The 21931-nt window shown below is 40.9% G+C and carries 26 protein-coding genes, 1 pseudogene and 1 riboswitch; of the genes and pseudogenes, 18 read left to right on the forward strand and 9 right to left on the reverse strand.

All coding sequences use genetic code 11. The annotated features are described in order from the left end of the window. Both VXK47_RS00270 and VXK47_RS00275 read right to left on the reverse strand, forming a co-directional pair. Window positions 1-215, reverse strand: a pseudogene (locus VXK47_RS00270) (DUF6444 domain-containing protein); the annotation flags it as partial. Between the two features lie 144 nt (window positions 216-359). Continuing rightward, the gene (locus VXK47_RS00275; RefSeq protein ID WP_435546770.1) at window positions 360-1649 is read right to left on the reverse strand and encodes an IS701 family transposase; all 1290 of its coding nucleotides are present in this window, start codon (window positions 1647-1649) and stop codon (window positions 360-362) included. Window positions 1650-1776: 127 nt separating this feature from the next. Between VXK47_RS00275 and VXK47_RS00280 the strand changes: the two genes are divergently transcribed. Together VXK47_RS00280 and VXK47_RS00285 are read left to right on the forward strand one after the other, a co-directional pair. After that, complete coding sequence (locus tag VXK47_RS00280) at window positions 1777-2001, forward strand: hypothetical protein (protein ID WP_435546771.1); 225 nt, start codon at window positions 1777-1779, stop codon at window positions 1999-2001. 194 nt (window positions 2002-2195) lie between these two features. Then, entirely contained in the window at window positions 2196-2405 is a 210-nt protein-coding gene (locus VXK47_RS00285; protein WP_435546772.1) for a hypothetical protein, read from the forward strand. A 370-nt stretch (window positions 2406-2775) separates the two neighbouring features. On the opposite strand, the gene VXK47_RS00290 is transcribed toward VXK47_RS00285, so the two are convergent. The 5 genes from VXK47_RS00290 to VXK47_RS00310 form a co-directional block, all read right to left on the reverse strand. Then, entirely contained in the window at window positions 2776-5781 is a 3006-nt protein-coding gene (locus VXK47_RS00290) for an Eco57I restriction-modification methylase domain-containing protein (RefSeq protein ID WP_435546773.1), read from the reverse strand. A 165-nt stretch (window positions 5782-5946) separates the two neighbouring features. Further along, a complete protein-coding gene (locus VXK47_RS00295; protein ID WP_435546774.1) occupies window positions 5947-6315 on the reverse strand; it encodes a DUF5615 family PIN-like protein in 369 nt (122 codons plus the stop codon). Continuing rightward, the gene (locus VXK47_RS00300) at window positions 6312-6548 is read right to left on the reverse strand and encodes a DUF433 domain-containing protein (RefSeq protein WP_435546775.1); all 237 of its coding nucleotides are present in this window, start codon (window positions 6546-6548) and stop codon (window positions 6312-6314) included. Before VXK47_RS00300 ends, VXK47_RS00295 begins: the two co-directional genes overlap by 4 nt. Before the next feature lie 320 nt (window positions 6549-6868). Further along, on the reverse strand, window positions 6869-7195 hold the full coding sequence (locus VXK47_RS00305; protein WP_435546776.1) for a hypothetical protein: 327 nt from the start codon (window positions 7193-7195) through the stop codon (window positions 6869-6871). Beyond that, window positions 7180-7611: a hypothetical protein gene (locus VXK47_RS00310; RefSeq protein WP_435546777.1), complete on the reverse strand. Its 432-nt coding sequence runs from the start codon at window positions 7609-7611 to the stop codon at window positions 7180-7182. Before VXK47_RS00310 ends, VXK47_RS00305 begins: the two co-directional genes overlap by 16 nt. 694 nt (window positions 7612-8305) lie before the next feature. On the opposite strand from VXK47_RS00310, the gene VXK47_RS00315 reads away from it, so the two are divergent. The 14 genes from VXK47_RS00315 (at window position 8306) to cobJ (ending at window position 19738) form a co-directional block, all read left to right on the forward strand. Next, window positions 8306-8632, forward strand: a complete 327-nt coding sequence (locus VXK47_RS00315) for a type II toxin-antitoxin system RelE/ParE family toxin (RefSeq protein ID WP_435546778.1) — start codon at window positions 8306-8308, stop codon at window positions 8630-8632. Beyond that, window positions 8625-8987 (forward strand): helix-turn-helix transcriptional regulator, encoded by a 363-nt coding sequence (locus tag VXK47_RS00320; protein WP_435546779.1) that lies wholly within the window; start codon window positions 8625-8627, stop codon window positions 8985-8987. The genes VXK47_RS00315 and VXK47_RS00320 overlap by 8 nt, the downstream gene beginning before the upstream one ends. 493 nt (window positions 8988-9480) lie before the next feature. Further along, a riboswitch (cobalamin riboswitch) is annotated at window positions 9481-9666 on the forward strand. Between the two features lie 136 nt (window positions 9667-9802). Continuing rightward, window positions 9803-10600, forward strand: a complete 798-nt coding sequence (locus tag VXK47_RS00325) for an energy-coupling factor ABC transporter permease (RefSeq protein WP_435546780.1) — start codon at window positions 9803-9805, stop codon at window positions 10598-10600. Further along, window positions 10590-10901: a hypothetical protein gene (locus VXK47_RS00330; RefSeq protein WP_435546781.1), complete on the forward strand. Its 312-nt coding sequence runs from the start codon at window positions 10590-10592 to the stop codon at window positions 10899-10901. The genes VXK47_RS00325 and VXK47_RS00330 overlap by 11 nt, the downstream gene beginning before the upstream one ends. 96 nt (window positions 10902-10997) lie before the next feature. After that, window positions 10998-11750, forward strand: a complete 753-nt coding sequence (gene cbiQ, locus VXK47_RS00335; protein ID WP_435546782.1) for a CbiQ family ECF transporter T component — start codon at window positions 10998-11000, stop codon at window positions 11748-11750. Next, on the forward strand, window positions 11735-12583 hold the full coding sequence (locus VXK47_RS00340) for an energy-coupling factor ABC transporter ATP-binding protein (RefSeq protein WP_435546783.1): 849 nt from the start codon (window positions 11735-11737) through the stop codon (window positions 12581-12583). Before cbiQ ends, VXK47_RS00340 begins: the two co-directional genes overlap by 16 nt. Continuing rightward, window positions 12580-13365, forward strand: a complete 786-nt coding sequence (locus VXK47_RS00345; protein WP_435546784.1) for a sirohydrochlorin cobaltochelatase — start codon at window positions 12580-12582, stop codon at window positions 13363-13365. The genes VXK47_RS00340 and VXK47_RS00345 overlap by 4 nt, the downstream gene beginning before the upstream one ends. A gap of 2 nt (window positions 13366-13367) precedes the next feature. Then, the gene (cobI, locus tag VXK47_RS00350) at window positions 13368-14120 is read left to right on the forward strand and encodes a precorrin-2 C(20)-methyltransferase (RefSeq protein ID WP_435546785.1); all 753 of its coding nucleotides are present in this window, start codon (window positions 13368-13370) and stop codon (window positions 14118-14120) included. After that, window positions 14117-14773, forward strand: a complete 657-nt coding sequence (locus VXK47_RS00355) for a precorrin-8X methylmutase (protein WP_435546786.1) — start codon at window positions 14117-14119, stop codon at window positions 14771-14773. Before cobI ends, VXK47_RS00355 begins: the two co-directional genes overlap by 4 nt. A gap of 1 nt (window position 14774) precedes the next feature. Beyond that, complete coding sequence (gene cbiD / locus VXK47_RS00360; protein WP_435546787.1) at window positions 14775-15878, forward strand: cobalt-precorrin-5B (C(1))-methyltransferase; 1104 nt, start codon at window positions 14775-14777, stop codon at window positions 15876-15878. A 2-nt stretch (window positions 15879-15880) separates the two neighbouring features. Further along, a complete protein-coding gene (gene cbiE / locus VXK47_RS00365) occupies window positions 15881-17104 on the forward strand; it encodes a precorrin-6y C5,15-methyltransferase (decarboxylating) subunit CbiE (RefSeq protein WP_435546788.1) in 1224 nt (407 codons plus the stop codon). A gap of 98 nt (window positions 17105-17202) precedes the next feature. Beyond that, window positions 17203-17964 (forward strand): cobalt-precorrin-4/precorrin-4 C(11)-methyltransferase, encoded by a 762-nt coding sequence (cobM, locus tag VXK47_RS00370; RefSeq protein ID WP_435546789.1) that lies wholly within the window; start codon window positions 17203-17205, stop codon window positions 17962-17964. After that, the gene (locus tag VXK47_RS00375; protein WP_435546790.1) at window positions 17961-18995 is read left to right on the forward strand and encodes a cobalt-precorrin 5A hydrolase; all 1035 of its coding nucleotides are present in this window, start codon (window positions 17961-17963) and stop codon (window positions 18993-18995) included. Before cobM ends, VXK47_RS00375 begins: the two co-directional genes overlap by 4 nt. After that, the gene (cobJ, locus tag VXK47_RS00380; protein ID WP_435546791.1) at window positions 18896-19738 is read left to right on the forward strand and encodes a precorrin-3B C(17)-methyltransferase; all 843 of its coding nucleotides are present in this window, start codon (window positions 18896-18898) and stop codon (window positions 19736-19738) included. The genes VXK47_RS00375 and cobJ overlap by 100 nt, the downstream gene beginning before the upstream one ends. A 68-nt stretch (window positions 19739-19806) precedes the next feature. Here cobJ and VXK47_RS00385 read toward each other — a convergent pair whose 3' ends face one another. Then, window positions 19807-20040, reverse strand: coding sequence for a hypothetical protein (locus tag VXK47_RS00385; protein WP_435546792.1), 234 nt, complete (start codon window positions 20038-20040; stop codon window positions 19807-19809). Between the two features lie 211 nt (window positions 20041-20251). Then, window positions 20252-20455 (reverse strand): hypothetical protein, encoded by a 204-nt coding sequence (locus VXK47_RS00390; protein ID WP_435546793.1) that lies wholly within the window; start codon window positions 20453-20455, stop codon window positions 20252-20254. Window positions 20456-20760: 305 nt separating this feature from the next. Here VXK47_RS00390 and VXK47_RS00395 point away from each other — a divergent pair, with 305 nt between their 5' ends. After that, window positions 20761-20958, forward strand: a complete 198-nt coding sequence (locus tag VXK47_RS00395) for a hypothetical protein (protein WP_435546794.1) — start codon at window positions 20761-20763, stop codon at window positions 20956-20958. Continuing rightward, entirely contained in the window at window positions 20906-21379 is a 474-nt protein-coding gene (locus tag VXK47_RS00400) for a nucleotidyltransferase (RefSeq protein ID WP_435546795.1), read from the forward strand. Before VXK47_RS00395 ends, VXK47_RS00400 begins: the two co-directional genes overlap by 53 nt. Window positions 21380-21931 lie beyond the last annotated feature (552 nt).

Here is a 21931-nt window from a genome sequence, read left to right on the forward strand (position 1 = left end):
GGCAGTAAATCGCGATCTGCTTCTATCTCCTTAATTTCATCAGGGTCATCAACCTTCTTGAGCGTTTTACCGATATGGCCATTCTGGCCTCCGGCCTTTTTGCCTGTCGGGATCTTCGACTCTTTCGCCCTGTTTCGATCATAAGATGGCGGCTTGCTGCTGTTCCTGCTATTTAAATTCAGCCGGTTGACAAGCAGAGTTACCCCTACAACGATATTTATGTTTTAACCAATTGTCCGAGCCTCTTTTTTCTATGGGACAGATAGGCTCGATAGTTTTTCTTTTGAATCCGGTCTATCAAAGCGATTACCGTGTCGCAATCAAAACGCCTTATTGGCAAAACAACTCCGATCAAAATCTTAAGCTGCGACAGAGTAACTGCTGGTGCTTTTTTCCCCCAATCCGAGCTTTATATGCCAGAGGAAAAAGTGGGCCAGCATGCATGTCATCATGTGGTGTACCCATCCTGGAAATTTGCGCACCTCATAGTGGTCCATTCCGATTTCTGTTTTAGTTTCTCCAAAACACTGCTCTATCGCCCAACGAATACCGCTTAGCCAAACCAAAAGCTTGAGGCGGCAGCTCAAAGGCGCGTTGCAGATGAAATAAGAATAGATTGGTTCAGCATCCAAAGTCCTGCGGATCAATAGCCAGACCTCTTTGTCAGGCAGCCCGTTTTTAGATAACGCCACTCTTTTTTTGGTAAATTCGTATTCAATCGGCCCCTTTGTCCCTTCCGATACTTTCCTTCTATACCAGAAGTATTTGTTAATGTTCTTAGCGTGCGCCTCAAAAGAAATAGGTTTGTTTTCGAGCGTCTTTAAAACTTTTTTCGACTTCAGTTGCCCTTTATAACGATACCCTTTTTCTATAACAACCGGCTTTTTCAGCCAGCATAGCGTATCACCTGGCATGGATACCAAATAGGTAACCCCGGGAATATTTTCGACAGCCTTGATAAAATCAGGACTGTTGCCGTAAATCGAGTCTGCCGCCACATATCGGAAAGGAATTGCTTTTTGCTCCGAAATTTCTTCAAGCAGTTCAACTGCCAGTTGGGGTTTTGTCTTGAATTGAAGATCCGCCGGGAACCTGCATTTTTCACGTTTTCCGGCATACTCCTCAGTAAACCATTTTTCCGGAACAAAAAGCCGATTGCCTATCAAGCAATACCCATGTCGTGAGGCATAACCGGCAAAAACCCCAACCTGGCAGTTTTCAACTTTTCCGATGCTACCACAATACTGCCTTGCTACTCCGGAAGATTCGCTGCCCTTTTTAACAAAGCCGCTTTCATCAAATATCAGAGTTCCGTCCGGATCGCCCATGTCTTCGCTAACCATACTGCGATATTTTAATATGATATTTCCTTCATCCCAAACAACATTGCTCACAAAAAATTGCATTGCCCGGACTTTGGCATTTTCCACGTTCAATGCAATTGGCTCGATAGATTTTCGCTCAAGCTGGCTTAGCTGGCCAATCATGTATTGATAAAAGTTATCCCTTGGTTCTTGCCTTGAAAAACAATCTGCGAACTCTGAATGAAATCCTCTGAGTTCTTCAATAAAATCATCTACATCATGACGCTCAAGATCAAATTTTGGAATATGGTATGGGTCGTCTTGAATCCTGCATTCCGGCAACATAAGCTACCTCCTTTTTGCGGTTGTTTCGGAAAGTATAGCAGATTATGTTGCATTGTACAATATTAAATTAAACTAAATATCGTTGTAGGGTTAAAACACTTAACTATCCGTCACAAGAAAAACTAGAATGACAGACAAAAACAAAAAATGGATTGAGGCGAAAAAGAAATATCACTTGTCGGATAGCCATATCCAAATGGCGCGAGAACTGGGTATGAATCCCGACAAATTCGGAAGTCTTGCAAACCACAAACAAGAAAAATGGAAAGCACCATTGCCGGATTTCATTGAGGAATTATACTTCAAAAGATTCAAGAAAGAGAAACCGGATACCATTAAGAAACTGCAATAAATGAAAAGAGCCTATAACACATCAATGCCCCATGAGCATCCGGTCTTGCTTGCCTCGGCATATTTACACTCTTTTCATAATTTTACAGAACATTGCCATAATATGTCAATTTAGTCAAAGGCGTCACTGAGCTTCTATTCAAGGGCGTTATATATCTTCCCCAGAAGAAAAACTATTTAAAGGGAGGTTCATTAATGTTTACTGAAAGGGAAAAAGAAATATTAACAAAGCTTGCCTCGAAGGAAAGTATGTACATTTCTGATATTACAAATGATCCCAATGAGATTGAGAATATTAAGAAAAAACTTAAGCTTGGGTCGGTCGAGTATATGGGTACGCACATAAAATTGACGCAAGTAGGTAGAGACTGCTTTGGTGAAATTTTGAAAATTCAAAATGGCTAACGGATTTACACTAATAATACTGCTCACTCTTATAGTCTTTTGGCTAATCAAAAGAAGCGTGAAGCAGTCAGAAAAATCGGGGATTCTATTAAGGTAGAATACGGCATTCCGGCGACGAAGGAGTAAATTGAGTTGGAGAGCCAGCATAGATATTCCACTTGGCTCTAATCCTTTATTTCCCTAACCTGTATATTTTGGCGCTGTAATAAAATCTAAAGGAAAGCGGGGGAACAGACAGAATAGACGGCAATAGATAGAATTCTTTTTTTTACATGTTTCTGAATACTTACGGGAAACCAGACCTTAAATCAAGGGGTTAAAATATAGTTGCCAGCGGAAGAAAAACCCTCAGCTCCCCGATCGTACATCTTTAAGTTTCTGACTCTACTATTTTGATTTCTTCCTCCGTTAAATCATACAATTTATACACGAGTTGATCGATCTGCTTGTCTGTCGATTCGATTTGCCGCCTCAACATCTCTGTTGTCCGGGGAACCTTGGATTCGGCAAGCTTTTTGTTTAACTCCAGCATCTGATCGACAAGGCTGATGATCTGGTCGTATAGATACTTGTCTTCAGAATCTTGTAAATTCAATGTCCTTATTGGCAGTTTAGATAAAATCGTTGGCTTTACTTGAGGTAATATACGTCCTTTTTCAATTGCCAAAAGCCTATAAATAAATACAAATAGTTTTGAGTTCAAAATGCCCAATAAGTAATTAGCATTTATCATTTTATCGACGCCTAAAAGATATAAGCCGTCTGTTGGATACACTCTACTATCATCTAAAGCGGCAATAATTCTATCACCGGTAATTACACCGAGAATTTTCTCATTTTTCAGAAATATTTGCTCTTTTCTCGGGCGATGTAACGAATAGATAGAATGTTTATTTTGTTTTACTTCCTTGCATGTAATTTCATTTTTAAACTGATCAATATATTTACATATTTTAGGGAGTTTTTGAAAATCATCATTTCGTGATGTATAAATTAACCAAAGGTCGGGCTGGTTAATAAAATATCTTTTTACGTGTACTCCCCCTGTAACGGATTTTTTTAGTTTCTTTTCTTCTAATTGAAATTTATTTGCAGTATTACTATCAACCAAAAAAGCCTCTTTTAAATCAGGGCTAACACCCCTTTGAATTCCATCAGCATCTACAACTTCATTTAATAAATTATTAGGGATTTCATTTAGTTTAGCCCATATTTTATATTTATCGGGTTTTGATGTGATAAATAATGCTCCCGGTATATCATTCAAATCTCTTTGGTTAATTCTTTCATAGCGAGAAGTTTCTGTAATACATGCAACTTTGTCAGTTTTAATAAAAGAAGCTAAATCAGCAACTTGTGCGGTTGAATAGGTTGAGGGGTTGCTATTTTCAAATATCAAAATAGAAGATGGACGAGAAACTTTATCAAAAACATCACCCATATTTAAAATATTCTTAATCCTGAAATTGTTGATAATATATCTACGCAACTTTTCATTATCAATTTGATATAATAAGACATCTGGTAAAATCATTCCGAAGTAGCCTAATGTTTTAACTTTTTGGCTTGATTGATGAATAAAATACATAAATGAATCAATCATTCTAACAATAATATCTTTATTTGTACGCCTTAAATAGCTTAACTCTCGTTCAGATAGCTCTGCACCCCAAGGCGGATTGCCGATCACCGCGTCAAACCCGCCATCCTTCATGATCTCCGCGAATTCGGCATTCCAGTCAAAGGCATTGACCCGAAAGATTTCTCCTTCTCCAAGAAGACTCATCGGTTGATGCTCGTAGAAATCCGGCCCGATCAGGGAATTTCCGCATTTGATGTTGTTCGACAGATCCGGCAGAACACGTTTCTGAAACATGAGCATCTGCTTGCCGATGCTTTGTTCGTCCTCGCCTTCCAATACCTTTAGCAGCAGGGACAGCTTTGTCACTTCGACCGCCTGATGATCGATGTCCACGCCGTAAATGTTGTTTGTCAGAATTCGCTTGCGCTCTTCGGTGGTCAAGCGCCATTCCCCTTTCCGGGACTGGTAGATGCGGGGCGTTTTACCTTTTGACCAGTTTTCCGGGCCGTCGTTGATGTATTCGTCCCGATGCCAGTCCAGCAAAAACTGATAGGCACCGATCAGAAACGAACCCGAACCACAAGCCGGGTCCAGTATTTTCAGGTGACTCACGCCACCCCTGGGGCCGGGCTTTTTGCCTTCCACCAGCTTGCCCACGGTGTTTTTGACGATATAGTCCACAATATAGCCCGGCGTGTAATAAACCCCGCCCGCTTTGCGGACTTCGGGTTTTTCCTCGATTTTGGCCTGATGTCCGGCGGTGAGGCGGATGACCTTGCCCAGAAACTTTTCATAGACCTGACCGAGGATATCGGCCGACAAAACGGAAAACTCGTAAGGGCTTTCCGGATAATACAGGTTATTGAAAATATCTTTTAGCGGCTTGTCGTCAATCTGCAAAAAGGGCGTCAGGTTGTCGTAATTTTCGCGGTCTTTTTCTTTCGTGAAATGAAACAGCCCGGAATTGTATTTCTCGTCTGCTTTGTTGAAAAGATGGAACAGCCGTCTGTAAACATTCTCCCCGTTTCGTAGCGCCATCAATCCGCCGTAAGCTTCCATGCCCCGATCTTCGCAGATGCGGAGAAACACGATCCGGTCGATAGTCTGCTGAACGGCGAAATTCAATTCCCGTTGGGAAAGGTCCGGATTGCGCAGGGCGATGTTGCGGGCCAGGAGTTCCCGCCAGCGTTCGATCTCCTGCAGAAATGCGGCATCGACCTCCGTGGTGCCCTTCCTGATTTTGTTGGACTCGATGTATTTGTCGAAGGAGCCTTTCAGGATTGCATCACGGGAAAAGACGCTGGCGATTTCTTCCCACCGATCAGCATAATCCGTGTATTTGAGATAAAGTATCCGGGAGTGGGAAACCTTGTCGGTTTTCACTGGTTTAACCCGGCAGTCGTAAACGGCAAACTCTTCAAAGTCCGTCAAAATGCTGAGGGGCAGCTTGGCACTCCAGCCATACCGGCGCAACTGATAGGCCGGATCGATGCCTTCCTGGATGTTGATCGACGGCTTCTTCGCTTCCAGAAAAAATTTTCGGGCGCCGCCGATCCGGAAGCAGTAATCCGGAGCCTTGGTGACACCGCCGACTTTTATGGCATCTTCATGTATAACATCCTTGTAAGCTTCGGCATAGCCCTTTTTGTTGGCGACATCCCAGCCCAATTCCTCGAAAAAAGGATCAATGAATTCGCGGCGCACCTGGGTTTCATTGTAGATGCCTTTTTTATACGATTCCAGATTGTAATCGAACGTCTCGGTTAATTCCTTGATTCTGTCAGGTACATTCATATTTCAAAACCTACTTTATTAACGCCTAACTTTGCTGTAGAGCAGGGGCGATTAAAAAAAATATAAAAGTAAAGGGGGATGTGATTGAAAAGTAATCAAAATCAGCGACAACTCTTTAATAGCCCTCTGATCAAGCAGCTTGGTTCTGATGCATAGTGGTCATTATTACCTTTTAAGCGGAAGAATACGAACCCTGGACTGTTTCTCATTCACTGTTACCAATGCCCCTTCATTTAGTCTTTCTTCAAATTGTTTTAAGGATGATAGAACTACGGTTGATAATATCTTCAGCGATACATCATGAGTACGAATCTGGAATACGCTAGGAGAATTAGCATCGGTTGCCGCAAGGATTGCGCCGAAGTCGAGATCATAAGTAAATACCACATGATTATTAGTGCGTGCCCATTCCATGATTTCCCGGTCTGGGGCATTGGCAGCGCCAACTTGCGACCAATGGATTGCTTCATGACCCGCTGATTTCAAGATTGGCACCCATTGCGGGGAAAGATTCATGTCAATTACAATCTTCATACTGTTCCTGTAGCGAGAGGAACTTCTATTTCTTCAACGCGCCAGGCAGCATAATGCAATGCTTCCTCTATATCCTCAGCATCAAGGTAGGGATACATCTCCAATATTTCTTGATTATTGTGTCCAGAAGCAACGAGGCCGACAATCATTCCTACCGTGACTCTCATTCCCCGAATGCATGGCTTCCCCCCCATGACTTCAGGATTAAAAGTTATCCTTTTTAGATTTTCCATGACTTCTCCTATATTTTCAACAAATTATTTGTTACTATACCATAAAATATGAAAATATACCATTCCTTTGAGTAGCAGTAGAATGCCCCGCGGATGAGCGGTGGTTGCGGGGGCAAACTTGTTTGACCACGCGGACATCCGCTCGATCCGTTTGTTGGCCGGAGCGGAGCGGAGGCCAGCAAACGGATTCTTGATCCGCAGGGCGTTGGCAGTCCGCGCAGCGGAGTGCCAACGGGCATGGCTTACGACCTGCCGGTATTTTTGGCAGGTCGTAAGCCAATGTTAGGCGTTCTCCATAGATGTTAAAATAGCACTAAGCCCTAATTTTTGATGACAACACAATGTATTCCTTCGTTTTTGTTAAAGGAGGAAATAAACTCATTCTCGTCTCTGATGAAACCTAAGTCGTAAACTATGAATATTATGCCTGAATACTTTGTCATATATGATTTAATATCCGCATTGATTTCATCAATGGCACTGCCAATCCGTACTTTATCTTTTATTAACTTAACTTCACACGCAAGATTTAGCTTGTAAAAAATAAAGTCAGGGATGACTTCCTTTGAAGAGACTTTTACCCGACCTGTTTCACGGTCATAATCTATTCCCTTTTGTAATCCATGTCCTATTAAAAGGCTTTCCACTGCATTTTGAACATCTTTTTCTGCCTCTGGGATACTGAAATCGCCTTTCTGAGATTTGCTTGAAAAAAATTTCTTATATTGTCGATCTCCGATTCCTTAGCCCCTACCTGTTGTTCTAGAAGAGAAATAAGAATGTTGAGATTGGCTAAGACATTATCGAATATTTCTTTCTGCTGCCCCCAAACAGTGCTAAAAGCAGATTTCATATTCTCAGTCCTGAATGTGGAAAGCAAATTGACATTAGATATTTCAGGGGCGGCTTCATTTGCCAGAATGTTGTATTTCTCAGCGAATGAACGAAAAGCACCAAATTTGGAATGATTAGGCGTTGTTCCGTTGTAAATGAGCAGCATTGATTCTCTGAGTGCCACAGCAGCTTTGTATAAGGTAGCCACCTTTTTTTGCTTTTCGTCCATATTAGTCCTCTTCTCGTCTGATGCGGCGTTGACCCGTGGCACGCAGCTTGTGGTGCCGTAAGCACATGCAAGCAAGTGACACCGGCAAGGGTAATAGTCAGAAAGAAAAGTGAATCTAAGGTTTTCTGCTTGTACCATAATAATAATATTCAATATATTATGTTAAAATAGTTGCTCAATGCCTTCAAAGACTTTAAAACCTGCCTAAAATATTTTAAAGCAATTTATATGCTTCTGACAAAATTTTTGCAACAAGATATCTGCTTAACTTCCGGATAACCGCATTTGGAAGTATTACGCCCTTTATATTTAAAGTTATCAATCTTAATATTCTATATTATCAGAGTTATATGCCAAGAAAAACGAGAATAAATGATACTGGGACTTTCCAATATTTCAGCATCTATTATCCTGAGTATTTGAGCAAAAACAAATCGTGGATGACGATCAATAACAGGTAATACTTCATGCTCAGGAAGATTTATTAATCCCATACCCAAGCTATTTGGACGGAGTATTGGGGACGGGCTTGACTATTATGACTAAAGTAACAGTTTAGACCATAAATAAACCAGATAGGCCGGAAATATTCAGATGGAGCAGATGACCGGCGACAGGATCTTAGAAAAACCTTACAGCCTTTTTTTCACAAAAATCAATTGACCATTGTTAGCAATTATGCTAACTTCTATTTATGAAATATTCCATCGAGTACTTTAATTCGCGCGTTAAAACAGAAATTGAAAACTGGCCTGATAGTTTATTGGCCGATTATGCGAGAATTGTTGAACTCCTGATGGAATTTGGGCCGTATTTGCGCATGCCTCACTCACGCGCTATGGGAGACGGACTATTTGAACTGAGACTCCGTGGCAGTGAAGGCATCGGACGAGTCTTTTATTGTTTTGTTGTAAATCGCCGCATCGTGATACTTCATGCGTTCATCAAGAAGACACAAGAGACCCCGGAGCGGGCAATAAGAATAGCCCGAAAAAGAATGAAGGAGGTACGGAATGGCTGATCTCAAATACAAACCAGTTTCTCATGATCATGAGGCATTTCTTAAAAATGCGCGAAAGCGTGAAGGATTCCGCAAAGCATATGACGACTTGGAGGAGAAATATCGCCTTATCCAAGAGATGCTATTAGCGCGATCGAAATCCGGCCTTACCCAAGAGGCCGTTGCAACATTAATGGGGACAACCAAAAGCGCGGTATCGCGACTTGAATCTGCCGGTAAACATGCCCCGTCCATTATAACCCTCAAAAAGTATGCGAAAGCAGTTGGTTGCAATTTGGAAATTAAACTTGTACCAGCAAAGGCTTATCCAACAAAATGTTCCAACGGATCGCCCAAAAAACGGGCTTCCCGGTGAAATCTGTGTTGGCAGTACATATGAGATGAGAATATGCGTAACGTGACACCGCCTTTTAAATTCGATTTATGTGACTTACTTGCCCTGGGGTAGTATTGGGGACATTCCATACTCCTTATGTCAAGCAGAAATGTGATAAATATAAACACAATATAATCAGCTTATTATAATTGTTGCCAAATTGAGGGAGGTCTTCGGGTCGCCCTTTATATTTAAAGTTGTTAATCCTAATATTCTATATTATCAGAGTGATATGCCAAGAAAAACGAGAATAAATGATACTGGGACTTTCCAATATTTCAGCATCTATTATCCTGAGTATTTGAGCAAAAACAAATCGTGGATGACGATCAATAATAGATAATACTTCATGCTCAGGAAGATTTATTAATCCCATACCCAAGCTATTTGGATAAGCTGATATCGAAACACGATTCCGGCAATAGCCAAAGCAAATTTTTCTTGACAAAAATCCTATTTAATTCCTATTAAAGAAGAAAATATATATTCAGGTGCTTTTTAGTTTAATAGGGAACCCGGTGTAAATCCGGGGCGGGCCCGCCGCTGTAATCGGGGACAAAAGCTGCAAAATGCCACTGTTGCACATAATTATGATGGGAAGGCGCAGCCGAATGGATGATCCGAGAGTCAGAAGACCTGCCTGAATTATTGCGTGTTTTCTACGGACAGGAGAGCACTGCAAGGGTCATGAGGAAAATAATGGGATTCCCCGGATCGATTAACTTCGGTCCGGGGATTTTTTTTTGTTTTTTTGGGTTGGTATCAATATACACTTTTTAACAGGAGATATGCTTATGAAGAAAATTGCATTTAAAACAGCCTGCACAGCGTTAAATAAATTTAAAATTCAATTTCTTGCATTATCGGCTTTTATCTTTTTGATGCTTTCCGGCAATGCTTATGCAATGCATATATCCGAAGGGATATTGCCTTTCAACTGGGCGTTGTTATGGTTTGTTGTCGCTGCGCCATTTGTAGCGTATGGCTTATATAAATTGGAAAAGCTTTCGGATATCGATCCTTCCTTTAAGCCGCTTGTCGGTCTTGTGGCTGCCGTTGTGTTTATCATCTCATGCATGCCAATGCCTGTTCCAACAGCCGGCACATGTTCGCATCCATGCGGAACCGGAATATCTGCAATATTGCTTGGTCCGGGTTTAAGCGTTCTTGTTGCTTCCGTTGCTCTTTTTATCCAGGCTCTTTTTCTTGCACACGGCGGATTAAGTACATTGGGCGCAAATATAGTTTCTATGGGCATAATGGGTTCTTTTGCCGGGTATATTACTTTTAAAATCTTGCGCGGATTTAATACAAACCTGTTTGCAGCAGGTTTTGCAGCAGGATTAATAGCAGACTGGGCTACATATCTTTCCACTTCGGTTGAACTTGCTTCAGGCATAATGGGCGATTCGTCTTTTATGCCGCTTTTCACAAAAATACTTATAGCTTTTGTTCCTACTCAGCTTCCTCTTGGAATACTTGAAGGAGCCATCACCGGCGGTATGGTTGTATTGCTGTATAAGAAGAGACCTGATTTGCTCATAAAGATGAAAGTAATTAAATCTGTGGGAGGTGTAGCCAATGAAGCCTGAAAATAATAAACTTATGATCAAAATAGCGATGATATTTGTTTTATCTGCAATTATAGTCTGTTGCATTCGGCCTTTAGCCCATAGTGATGATAAGTGGCCGGGTGTTGATGAATCAGTAGTGGAAAAATATGCAAAAGAGCACGGCCGGGAATCATGCGAGCCTCTGATAAATACGGATCAGGGAGACCTGCTTTTATTTGTATTTCTTCTGGCAGGCACAATAGGTGGATTTATCGGCGGATATTACTGGAGAATGCTTATTGTTCCACCCGGAGATAGCAAGAAAAGCCCGAGTCTTTAGGCCAATATTTCAGTTCAATACTATATATAAACGGGATGTCACTCGAACCCTTGAATCCTCGTAATTATGGACTCATAAAAAGTACTTTAAATAAATATGCATTTATTTGACGAACACTATAATAATAATCTTCTTGCAAGAGTTGATGTCAGAATCAAGCTCATAATAATATTTTCACTGCTGATTATGGTTTTATGCTGCAATGGAATAATATTTCCTTTATTTATAGCTATGCTCTGCATAGGACTTTGCAAGTTTATTGAAATACCGTTACGCGTTATGCTTATCAGATTCTCAGAGCCGCTCTTTATAGCCGCTATGCTTCTTTTTTTAAAACTCTTCTTTACCGGTCAGGAACCATTGTTTTGTGTAAGTATCGCAGGAATTGATATTATAGGTTACAAAGATGGCCTGATGGAAGGAATAAGGCTTTCAAGCCGCATTATAGGAGCTGTTTCGCTTATTGCACTTGCCGGATTTTCTTCTCCTTTTACAGATATTATTACAGGTCTTTCATGGTTTAAAATTCCTTCACAGTTTGTAGATCTGTTGATGATCACCTACAGGTATATATTTGTTCTTTTTGAAGATGCCGGAGTTATATATAATGCTCAAAAAAACAGACTCGGTTATTCCAGTATCCGCTCAGGCTTAAGTTCTTTCGGAACGCTTTCGGGCGAACTTATAATAAGAGCTTTTGACCGCAGCCAGACAACTACCCAGGCAATGTTTCAAAGAGGATATACCGGTAATATGCCTGTCGGCCATAGTGCTTCTTTTAAAAAAAATGAAGCGGTAATAGCAGTAGTTATAATTGTTGCAGCCGGAGTGCTATGGAAAATCATGTAAGACTTTCTGTAAAAAATGTGTCGTTAAAATATCCTGATGGAACAAAAGCTCTTTCCGATATCAGCATTGAAATCAAAAAAGGTGAATTTGCAGCAATACTTGGTTCCAATGGATCGGGAAAAACAACGCTGCTTAAAATAATGGACGGTCTGTTGAAAGGATCTCACGGCAAAGTGCGTCTTGATGGTAAAAATATCAAAGAGCTCACTCCTAAAATGATATATCAAAAGATAGGCCTTGTTTTTCAAAACCCGGATGATCAGCTTTTTGCTGCAACACTATTTGATGATATAGCATTTGGCCCGATAAATATGGGGTTAAATATTGCTGAAGTTAAGGATCGTGTTATTTGTGCATTAAAAGATGTAGAACTTGACGGTCTTGAGAAGAAATCCATTCATAACTTAAGTTACGGCCAGAAAAAAAGAGCATGTATAGCAGGGCTTCTTGCCATGGGCCATGAAATATTACTATTGGATGAACCCACAGCAGGCCTTGATCCTATGGGCGAATATAAGATGATGAGTCTTTTGAAAAAACTTAACCGGGAAAACGGCGTTACAATTGTAATGGCCACACACAGCGTGGATCTTGTACCATTATTTTTATCCAAACTTTATATATTAAGTTCAGGCCGGATTGTAAGAAGCGGCATACCCGAGGAGGTGTTTACAGCTCCAAAGGAAATGTCGGAAGTAAAGCTCAGACTGCCCATGATAGCAGAGCTTGTTTATAAACTGAAGAATGAAGACGGCTTGCAGTTTGGGCGCATTCCGCTGACAATCGGCGAAGCCAGAAGAGATATAATAAGAGCAATGGAAAGCAGATCATGAAAACACCTATTGTTATGACAGCATTCGGAACAACAACAAAAGCGCTTGAAACCTATGATTTTATGAATGAGAAGCTGGCCTTCCGTTTTAAGGACCACGAGATATTATGGGCATATTCTTCAAGAATGGTTAAAGACTGGATAAAAAAAAGAAGAAATATTGATCTTAAACATCCCCATGAAATATTGGCCGGGCTTTCATCAAAGGGGCATTTGTGGGCTGTTGTGCAGTCTTTACATCTGTTTTGCGGCCATGAATTTTATCGCATGGTTCAGGAAGTTGAAAATTGCCCCATAAGAACATCCATAGGACTGCCGTTATTAACGGAACCTAAAGATTATGAGCTTATGTCGGAAAATTGCAGAAACAGTTTCGATGGTAATAATGAGGAAGCTGTAGTTCTTGTAGGACACGGGACGGATCATCCCGTCTGGTCATCCTATATTGCTTTACAACATATGCTGCAACAAAAAATCGGTCAAAAGATTTATATAGGTGTTGTGGAAGGATTTCCCGAAAGGTCGGGAATTATTGATCGTGTTAAGAGTTCAGGTTTTAAAAAAGTACGTCTTATTCCTTTTATGCTTGTTGCCGGAACTCATTTTCAGGAAGATCTTATCGGAGAAGAAGACTCATGGAAAACGGCATTTGAACAGGAAGACATTTGTGTTACGGCTGATGCTAATGGCCTTGGAATGAATGAAAATATTATTGAAATATTTATCAGGCATATAGAAGATGCTCTGTGTGTAATACCTGATATGATGCCTGAAAGGATATGAAAATGGATATATTAAAATATGGGAAATTATACGGTATCGGTGTTGGACCCGGAGATCCGGATTTAATTACCGTAAAGGCGGTAAAAACACTTCATTGTGTTGATGTGGTATACACCGCTGCTTCAACAAAGAATAATTACTCGCTTGCACAAGATATTGCTTTGCCTCATTTAAAAGAAGGTACACCTGTAGAAAAACTTGATTTTCCGATGACCAAGGATAGAAATATCCTTGAGGCTGTATGGAAGCAAAATGCCGAAAAAATCATGGCAACATTAAAAGATGGCAAGGATGCCGCTGTGCTGACCTTAGGTGACCCTATGACTTACAGCACTTTCGGCTACATTATGAAAATAGTAAAGGAAATAAAACCCGAAATCGAAATATGCATTATTCCGGGTATTACTTCATTCCAGGCGGCAGCTGCAGCATCAAAGCAGGTTCTGGCCGAAGGGGATGAATCCTTTACTGTGATTTCAGGAGCGGCCGGTTCGAAAAAAATAACAGAGGTTATCAATAATAATGCGTGTGTAGTAATACTTAAAGTATACCGTAATTATAAGGAAATTATAAATAATCTTAAGCAGCTGGATATGATATCAAAATCCATGCTGATTTCACGGTGCGGACTCAAAGATGAGGTTGTGCTTGAAGATATAGGTAAATATCAGGATGAGATTCCCTCATATTTTTCATTACTGCTTGTTAAAAATGCAAATGCCGGTATGCGCACGGGAAAGGAGCAGGAACTATGATAAACATCGGAACTGATATTAATCCTGAAGATATCGAAAAGAAATCATTTGCAATTATTGACTCGGAAGTACCCGAACCCCGGCCTTTTAAAAATGATGAGTGGAGGATTGCAAGAAGGCTGGTTCATACATCAGCAGATTTTGAACTCCTTTCCCTGCTTTGCTTTCATCCTGATGCAGTCAGCAAAGGTATAGAGGCTCTTCTTTCAGGCTGCACGATCGTTACAGATACCGAGATGGCAAGAATGGGAATCACCTCAGGCCGTATGAACCGGCTATCCTGCCATCCTGAGTGCTTTATAAATAATGAGCAGGTTAAAGAAAATGCTTTGGCCAAAAAAATAACAAGAGCGTCAGCTGCTGTGGATTATTCGCTGCCGTATCTTGATGGAGGGATATATGTTGTTGGAAACGCTCCGACAGCTCTGATCAGATTGTTACAGCTTATAAGCGAAAATAAATGCAGGCCGTCTCTTATTGTGGGTATGCCTGTAGGATTTGTGAATGCCGCTGAATCAAAAGAACTCCTGATTTTGCAAAAAGATATTGCCTATATTACCATCAAAGGCCGTAAAGGAGGATCTGCTCTTGCGGCATGTGTTGTAAATCAATTGGCGGAACTGGCTCTGATGAAAAAGGATAATATGAATTAGCATGAAAAGGGAAAGACTTCGTGAAGGCTTTACTACAGGGTCGGCTGCCGCAGCCGGTGCAAAGGCGGCTGTTTTGCTGCTTTTGGGACAGCCTTATGTCAGGGATGTGGATATTGCACTTCCGATAGATGGGAGAATAAAGATACCTGTTGAATCTGTTGAAATACTGCCTGGTGAGGTAGCAAGAGCTACTGTAATAAAAGACGGAGGCGATGATCCTGATGTAACTCATAAGGCTCAAATCAGGGTAAATGTTAAATGGATAGAGGATGTAAAAGCAGGCATTATCATTGAGGGCGGTAAGGGAGTGGGAAGAGTTACCCGTTTGGGCTTGCCGGTTGCTATTGGTAAGGCAGCCATCAATCCTGCGCCGCTTTTGCAGATAGAAGCTGCTGTTAAGGAAGGTTTGCAGCAATGCGGTATAAAAAAGTCGGTGTCTGTAATTATAGAAGTGGATAACGGTGAACAGATTGCAAAAAAGACTTTAAACCCGCGGCTTGGCATTGTTGGAGGTATTTCCATACTGGGAACAAGAGGTACTGTTAAGCCGTTTTCAAATGACGCCTATAAAGATACTATCACAATATCAATGGATGTGGCGAAAGCTTCAAATGCAAACATAATATCTCTTTCAACCGGAGGTAAGAGCGAAAGATATTTAAGGCGGATAAAAAATAAACTTCCCGATAGCTCATTTATTCAGGTAGCGGATTTTTTCGCTTTTTCTATAAAAGCCGCGGCAGAAAGGGGTTTTAAAGAGATCATATATTCCTGCTTTTTCGGAAAGCTTGTTAAAATGGCTCAGGGGTTTTCAAATACTCATGCGAAACATTCCGGTATGAATCTGGAAAAATTGTCAAAATGGTGCATAGACGCAGGCATGAACAAAATCAGCGCATTAGATGTGGCAAATGCGAATACCTCAATAGAGGCCTTGTATATCATTAATCGTGATAGCTTAAAAAATGAGATTCTGGGCGTTGTTGTAAATAAAGCCATGGCCTCTGCCAGAAAATTTGCCGGACCAAATATAGATATCACATATTATCTTTTTGATTTTGATGGCAGCATTGTGATGCAAAAACAAAGCAAGGGAAATTTCTGACAATGAAGCCGGTGAAAATAATCGGAACAGGTCTTAATCCTGATGATCTTTCAAAACAGACGGCAGATATTATTGCAAAAGCCCAGGTGCTTGTGGGGGGCAAAAGGCTATTGGATTGTTTTGCGGATCCTTTTGCGGATAAGGGAGCCAAAAAAATTCCGGTTTGCGGTAACTTAAATGAAGTAGTTGAAAGTATCAAAGCTGCTCTTTCACAAAAGCTTAATATTGTGGTTTTAGCTGATGGTGATCCGGGTTTTTACGGCATTGCCGATCTGCTTGTAAACAAACTTGGGAAAAACAACGTAGAGATCTTTCCTAATATAACCACACTCCAATGTGCTGCATCCAGGCTTAAAATATCATGGAAGGATATTGTTACCGTTTCTCTTCATGGCCGCAGTGATCTTTTGCCTCTGTTAAACTCTTTATCATTAAATGACAGGGTAGGGGTCTTTACTGACCAAAAGTATAACCCTGCAAAAATTGCTGAACAATTGCTATTGCGGGGAGTGGATACTTTCCGGATGATTGTCTTTGAAAATCTGTGCACGGAAGCTGAAAATATTTGCGAGCTTGATCTTAAAGATGCTTTGAATAAAACTTTTTCAGCACTTAATTTTGTGATTTTAGACAGGATCGGACATCCTGAGATTTCTCTTACTCCCGGTATGGATGAGGATACCTATATTCATCAAAAAGGCCTGATAACCAAGAAAGAAGTTCGCGCCGCAGGTCTTGCCGCTTTAAAAATCAGGCCTGATCATACTGTTTGGGATCTTGGGGCAGGCTGTGGGTCGGTTGCTATTGAAGCCTCTGTTTTTGCATTTAAGGGGCGGGTTGTTGCTGTGGAAAAAGAGCCTGAAAGGGTTTTGCAGATAAAGGAAAATATACGGAGAATGGGAGCATATGCCGTGGATGCGGTTTGTGGCGATATGCCGGAATGTCTGCAAGCATTGCCTGATCCTGACAGAATCTTTATAGGAGGCGGCCTGGGCCATGATGACAGTGTCCTGATAGCAGCGGCAAACCGTCTTAAACCGGGAGGAAGACTGGTTTTGCATCTGGTTCTGACAGGTTCTTTGATGCGTGCCATAAAATATTTAAATGATACCAGATGGCCTGTTTCCATAAGTCAGATTCTGGTGTCAAGATCTGTTCCTCTTTGTGATGATATGCGTTTAGAGTCTCAGAATCCGGTATTTATTGTCAGTAGTAAAAAGTGTTAGGTGTTAAGTGTTAGGAATTATTTGTTTTTAAAATTAGTTACTTAACACCTAACACTTAAAACTTAACACTTAATATCATTAATTATTAGGGGATTGATATGGAAAAAAAATGTCCGGTCAGTTTTATAGGTGCCGGTCCCGGAGATCCGGAGCTGATTACTGTAAAAGGACAAAAGCGTATAAGTGAGGCGGATCTTATACTTTATGCCGGATCTTTGGTGCCCAAAGAACTGATAACAGACGTTAAAGACAGTGCCAGGATCATTGACTCTTCAGGTATGACACTTGATGAAACTCATTTAATGATTCTTGAAACGATTAGAAATGGCGGCACAGTGGCAAGGGTTCATACCGGTGATCCATCACTTTATGGGGCGATAAAAGAACAGATTTTACTTCTGGACAAAGACGGAATTGCTTTTGAAATTATTCCTGGTGTAACTGTGGCGTTTGCAGCAGCAGCGGCTGCAAAAATCTCTTTTACTTTGCCGGAAGCAGTGCAGACCTTAATTTTTACCAGGCTTGGCGGACGTACTCCGGTGACTGAGACCCAGCGCTTAAAATATCTTGCAAGACATATGGCTTCCATTGCCGTTTATCTGTCTTCTGAAAATCCGGAAAAAATGGTTGAAGAACTGATCGACGGAGGATATCCGAATGACACTCCGGTTATAATTGCCCATCGTGTCGGCTGGCCGGACGAGCGGATTATCTCAACACGGCTTGAATCTGTTGTATCTGAAACAAAAAATGCAGAAATTAAAAGACAGGCAGTTTTTTTGATACTTCCCGGACAGGATAAAGAGTCAGCGTTTTCAAAACTTTATGATCCAAAATTTTCTCACGGGTTCAGAAAATGAAAAGTACTGCCGTTTATGCGCTTACGCCAAGGGGAGCGCAATTGGGAAAAACTATTTCCGATCAAATGAAGGCCGATTTTTTTCTGCCGTCGGCGTTTGCCGCAGATTTTGATGCTATACCTTTTACAGGCATGTTAAGGGTAGTTAAAAAAAACTTTTCACTTTATTTAAGACATATCTTTATTGCTTCTGCGGGCATTGTTGTTCGTGCAATAAGTCCGCATCTTGCATCCAAGTATGAAGATCCTGCTGTAGTAGTTTTAGATCAGGAAGGAAAATTTTGCATCAGCCTTATTTCAGGCCATCTTGGCGGAGCCAATCGTCTGGCAAAAGAAGTGGCGGAATTAACCAAAGGTATTCCTGTCATTACAACCGCCACAGACTCAGCCGGGATTGTTTCCCTGGATATGCTGGCAAAAGAAAAAAAACTTAAAATGTTAAATCCCAAAGCGGTAAAGCATGTAAGTATGGCCCTGCTTTCGGATAAGCCTGTTATGATATTTGATGCCAACAACAGCCTTGGTCTTAAAAATAAAGATAATTCGATTAAAATAATATGGATTAGCCGTGAAGAAGACATGCGCGATGATTTGCCTGGTGTAAGGGTAACATTCAAGGCGGTAAAAAATCCCAGCCCCGGCCATTTGATTCTTCATCCGAAATGTTTGATTGCCGGAGTTGGGTGCAACCGCGGAACCAATGAACAGGAGATTTTAGAGTTTATTGCAAACACCTTTGAGGGAAAAGGATTTTCGTTACACAGCCTTAAATGCCTTGTCTCAATTGTGAATAAAAATGACGAACCCGGCCTTTTGAGCGCCGCAAAAAAAATGGATGTTCCGGTAATATTTCTGGTATCTGATGAATTAAAGACAATTAAACCACCGCATGAGTCAGATCTGGTGGAAAAACATATAGGAGTAAAAAGTGTATGCGAAGCGGCGGCAATGTTTGTATCCGGGAACAAAAAACTTCTGGTTCCGAAATTAAAGACCCGAAATGTCACGTTGGCAATAGCGCTGGAAGTTTAACGATAGTAAGCCTTGGCCCCGGCGATCCTCAATACCTTGTTCCAAAGGCAAGACAGGCGCTGGTTGATGCAGAAGTTGTCGTTGGTTACAAAACATATATCGATCTTGTGGATCCTGAGCTGCTTGAAGGAAAAGAAACGATATCAAACGGAATGAAAGCTGAGATCAAGCGTTGCAGCATGGCTGTTCAAAAAGCGCTTGAAGGAAAGAATGTCGCGGTTGTATGCAGCGGTGATGCGGGTATTTACGGCATGGCTGGCCTTGTGTTTGATATTCTAAAAGAGCGAAAGCTTCTGGAAGATGTAAAAGTAAAAGTAATCCCCGGAATACCTGCCCTTGCTGCAGCTGCATCACTTTTGGGAGCACCTCTGATGCATGATTTTGCTGTTATCAGCTTAAGCGACCTTATGACGCCATGGGAAGATATTAAGGCAAGAGTTGAAGCGGCTTCAAAGGCGGATTTTGTTATCGTGCTTTACAATCCCAAATCAAAAAAAAGAAACTGGCAGCTTGAAGAGGCATTAAATATAATCGGAAATTACAGAACGGGAGAAACTCCGGTAGGAATTGTAAGAAATGCGGCAAGAAAAGATGAGTCCGTATGTATTACAACAATATCTGAAGTAAATTTATCTGAAGTGGATATGATGTCTATAATTATAGCCGGAAATTCCAAAACCTGGGCGTATCAAAATAACATGGTGACTCCCAGGGGTTATGTGGAAAAATATGGGGTAGATTGAAATATAAACAGGTTTGAACCGGTTTCATAATCAGGCATAAAAGTATAACGTTATTACCAATTACCGCATTAATTACATTCAATCATAATGCCGCAGCTTTCACATCTGTAAATTGTTGCGGCATTATGTGAAGATTTTACTTCTTCAAAATCATAATATTTCTGCTTCTTTGCCTCAAAACATTCCGGACAGTAACCATCCTCAAGTTCATCAGCCTTTATCGTCAGATGACAGTGAACGCATCTGAGCCGGCTGCTTTGTTGCGGCAGAAGTACAAGGTGCTTGTGTTTGCAGTTATCCATGCCGGGCATCTTAAATTACTGCTTATGATAAATCAAGAGCCTATATTTCCCATAACAGGGTAAGTGCATTTGGAAATAATATATTTCTTCAAAACAAGCTGTCATGCCGGATTTGATTCGGTATCCGGTTTCATGTCAAGAATGGATTGTTGATGCCAAAGCAGTGATATTGCAGACGTAAGATTGAGCATTCTCATGAAGTTGCAGATTTTTAACGTAAATCGTGATCCGGGGTAACGCCATATTCATGCTTGTAGTATTCGAGAGATAAACCTGCCTTATCATCCGGTGTAATATCAAGGTTGCCGGTAAATGTTATTGCGTTACGATCATAATCACTGTTCTCACGCTTGCCGTCATCAGGAGCAATGGGCATATTCTTTGGAGCAGCGGGTTTTGTGGGAGCAACTGCCATGCTGTTTATAACATCCGCCGGAAGAGAAAATCTCTCCGCAAGTTTGAATCCATCCGATTCCTTGTGACTTGCTCCAAGAAAATAACTGAAATTACCAATCTTCCAACCATGCGTTACCTGAATATGATGAGTATTGTAATAGCGGTGGCCCGGAAAAACTGTACAGTTTTCGTGTTTCTGACAAAATAGTGATAAAGCATGACAAAACCTCCATTTTAGGTTATTATGCTTTATCGTTAAAACCTTAATTTACAACCAAAACTTTGCTAACCGCTATGTTTGAGGGTTGGCTGTAGGAAAAGCAAATGAAAAAAATAGAAGAAAATTACCAACGCATAACGGATGATAGTCGTTTATTCGATATCCGCTTCTGGCAATCCCAGGGAGATCTTGCCATTTTTGAGGCAGTAGCGGAAATGCTAAATGATTATTTATTAATTCGAGGGAAAAATGCTGACGAGTCCAGACTTCAGAGAACTATTGAAAATTTTCGAAAAGCATAGAATACGTTATCTTATAGTGGGCGGATATGCAGTAATGAAATACAGCGAGCCCCGATTCACTAAAGATCTTGATGTATTTGTAGCAACTGATCAAGATAATGCAAATGGTGTGTATGCGGCCTTGAAGGAATTTGGTGCACCACTGGAAAATCTTACTCCGGATGACTTCACACAAAAAGGCTATTTCTATCAGATGGGTAGGCCACCTATACGTGTCGATATTATGATGTCGATTCCAGGAATCGAGTTTGACGAGGCATGGGAGAAACGCGAAGTGTTTGAGTTGGGTGATCTTAAAATCCTCTTCATTTCTCGATCTGACCTAATTCGAGCAAAAGAAGTGAGCGCAAGACCACAAGATAAGCTCGATATTGACAAACTCAGGGAAGCCGAACAATTAGATGCACTTGACGAAAAATAGCGTACCGCTCCGCTTTGTACCATTTGTCGCAAGTGATCCAAGTAGTCTTTAGTAATAAACAGTTTCTAAAGAATCCGATAGCATTTCTTAGTAGGTGTAAGTCTATGTTAGAATTTTAATCAAAATTAAGGCAAAGATATATATTTGCCCCACTGCCCATTTTATTTTTCCAGGGGAGGAGGCATAGCCGAAATAAGCCCGGCTAACATAATGGAAGCTTAATCTGATCCTTTCTGATTCCGGAATAATCCGAGAAATTGTTGGCAAAATACTTCTGCTTCCGTGTGCTCTCTTTTGGATCGCTGACCCATGATTATCAATCCTTGAGAAGTCGGTAATCGATATCATATGATCATGAGCCAACGATCATTTATAATCATCCTTTGGGTAGCATTTTATTGAGATATAATCAAAAGTTGTGTTTAGGGAGATAGGTGGTGTATCCATCGGTTGATTGTTACCGAGGCAATTAACCGACCAAAAAAAAGGAAAGGATACACACACCATGAATAACGATAATGTAATTATAATTAAAAAGCCAGAATCTTTTAT

It is taken from the genome of Desulfobacterium sp. N47 (assembly GCF_051233685.1).
Taxonomy (GTDB): domain Bacteria; phylum Desulfobacterota; class Desulfobacteria; order Desulfobacterales; family RPRI01; genus RPRI01.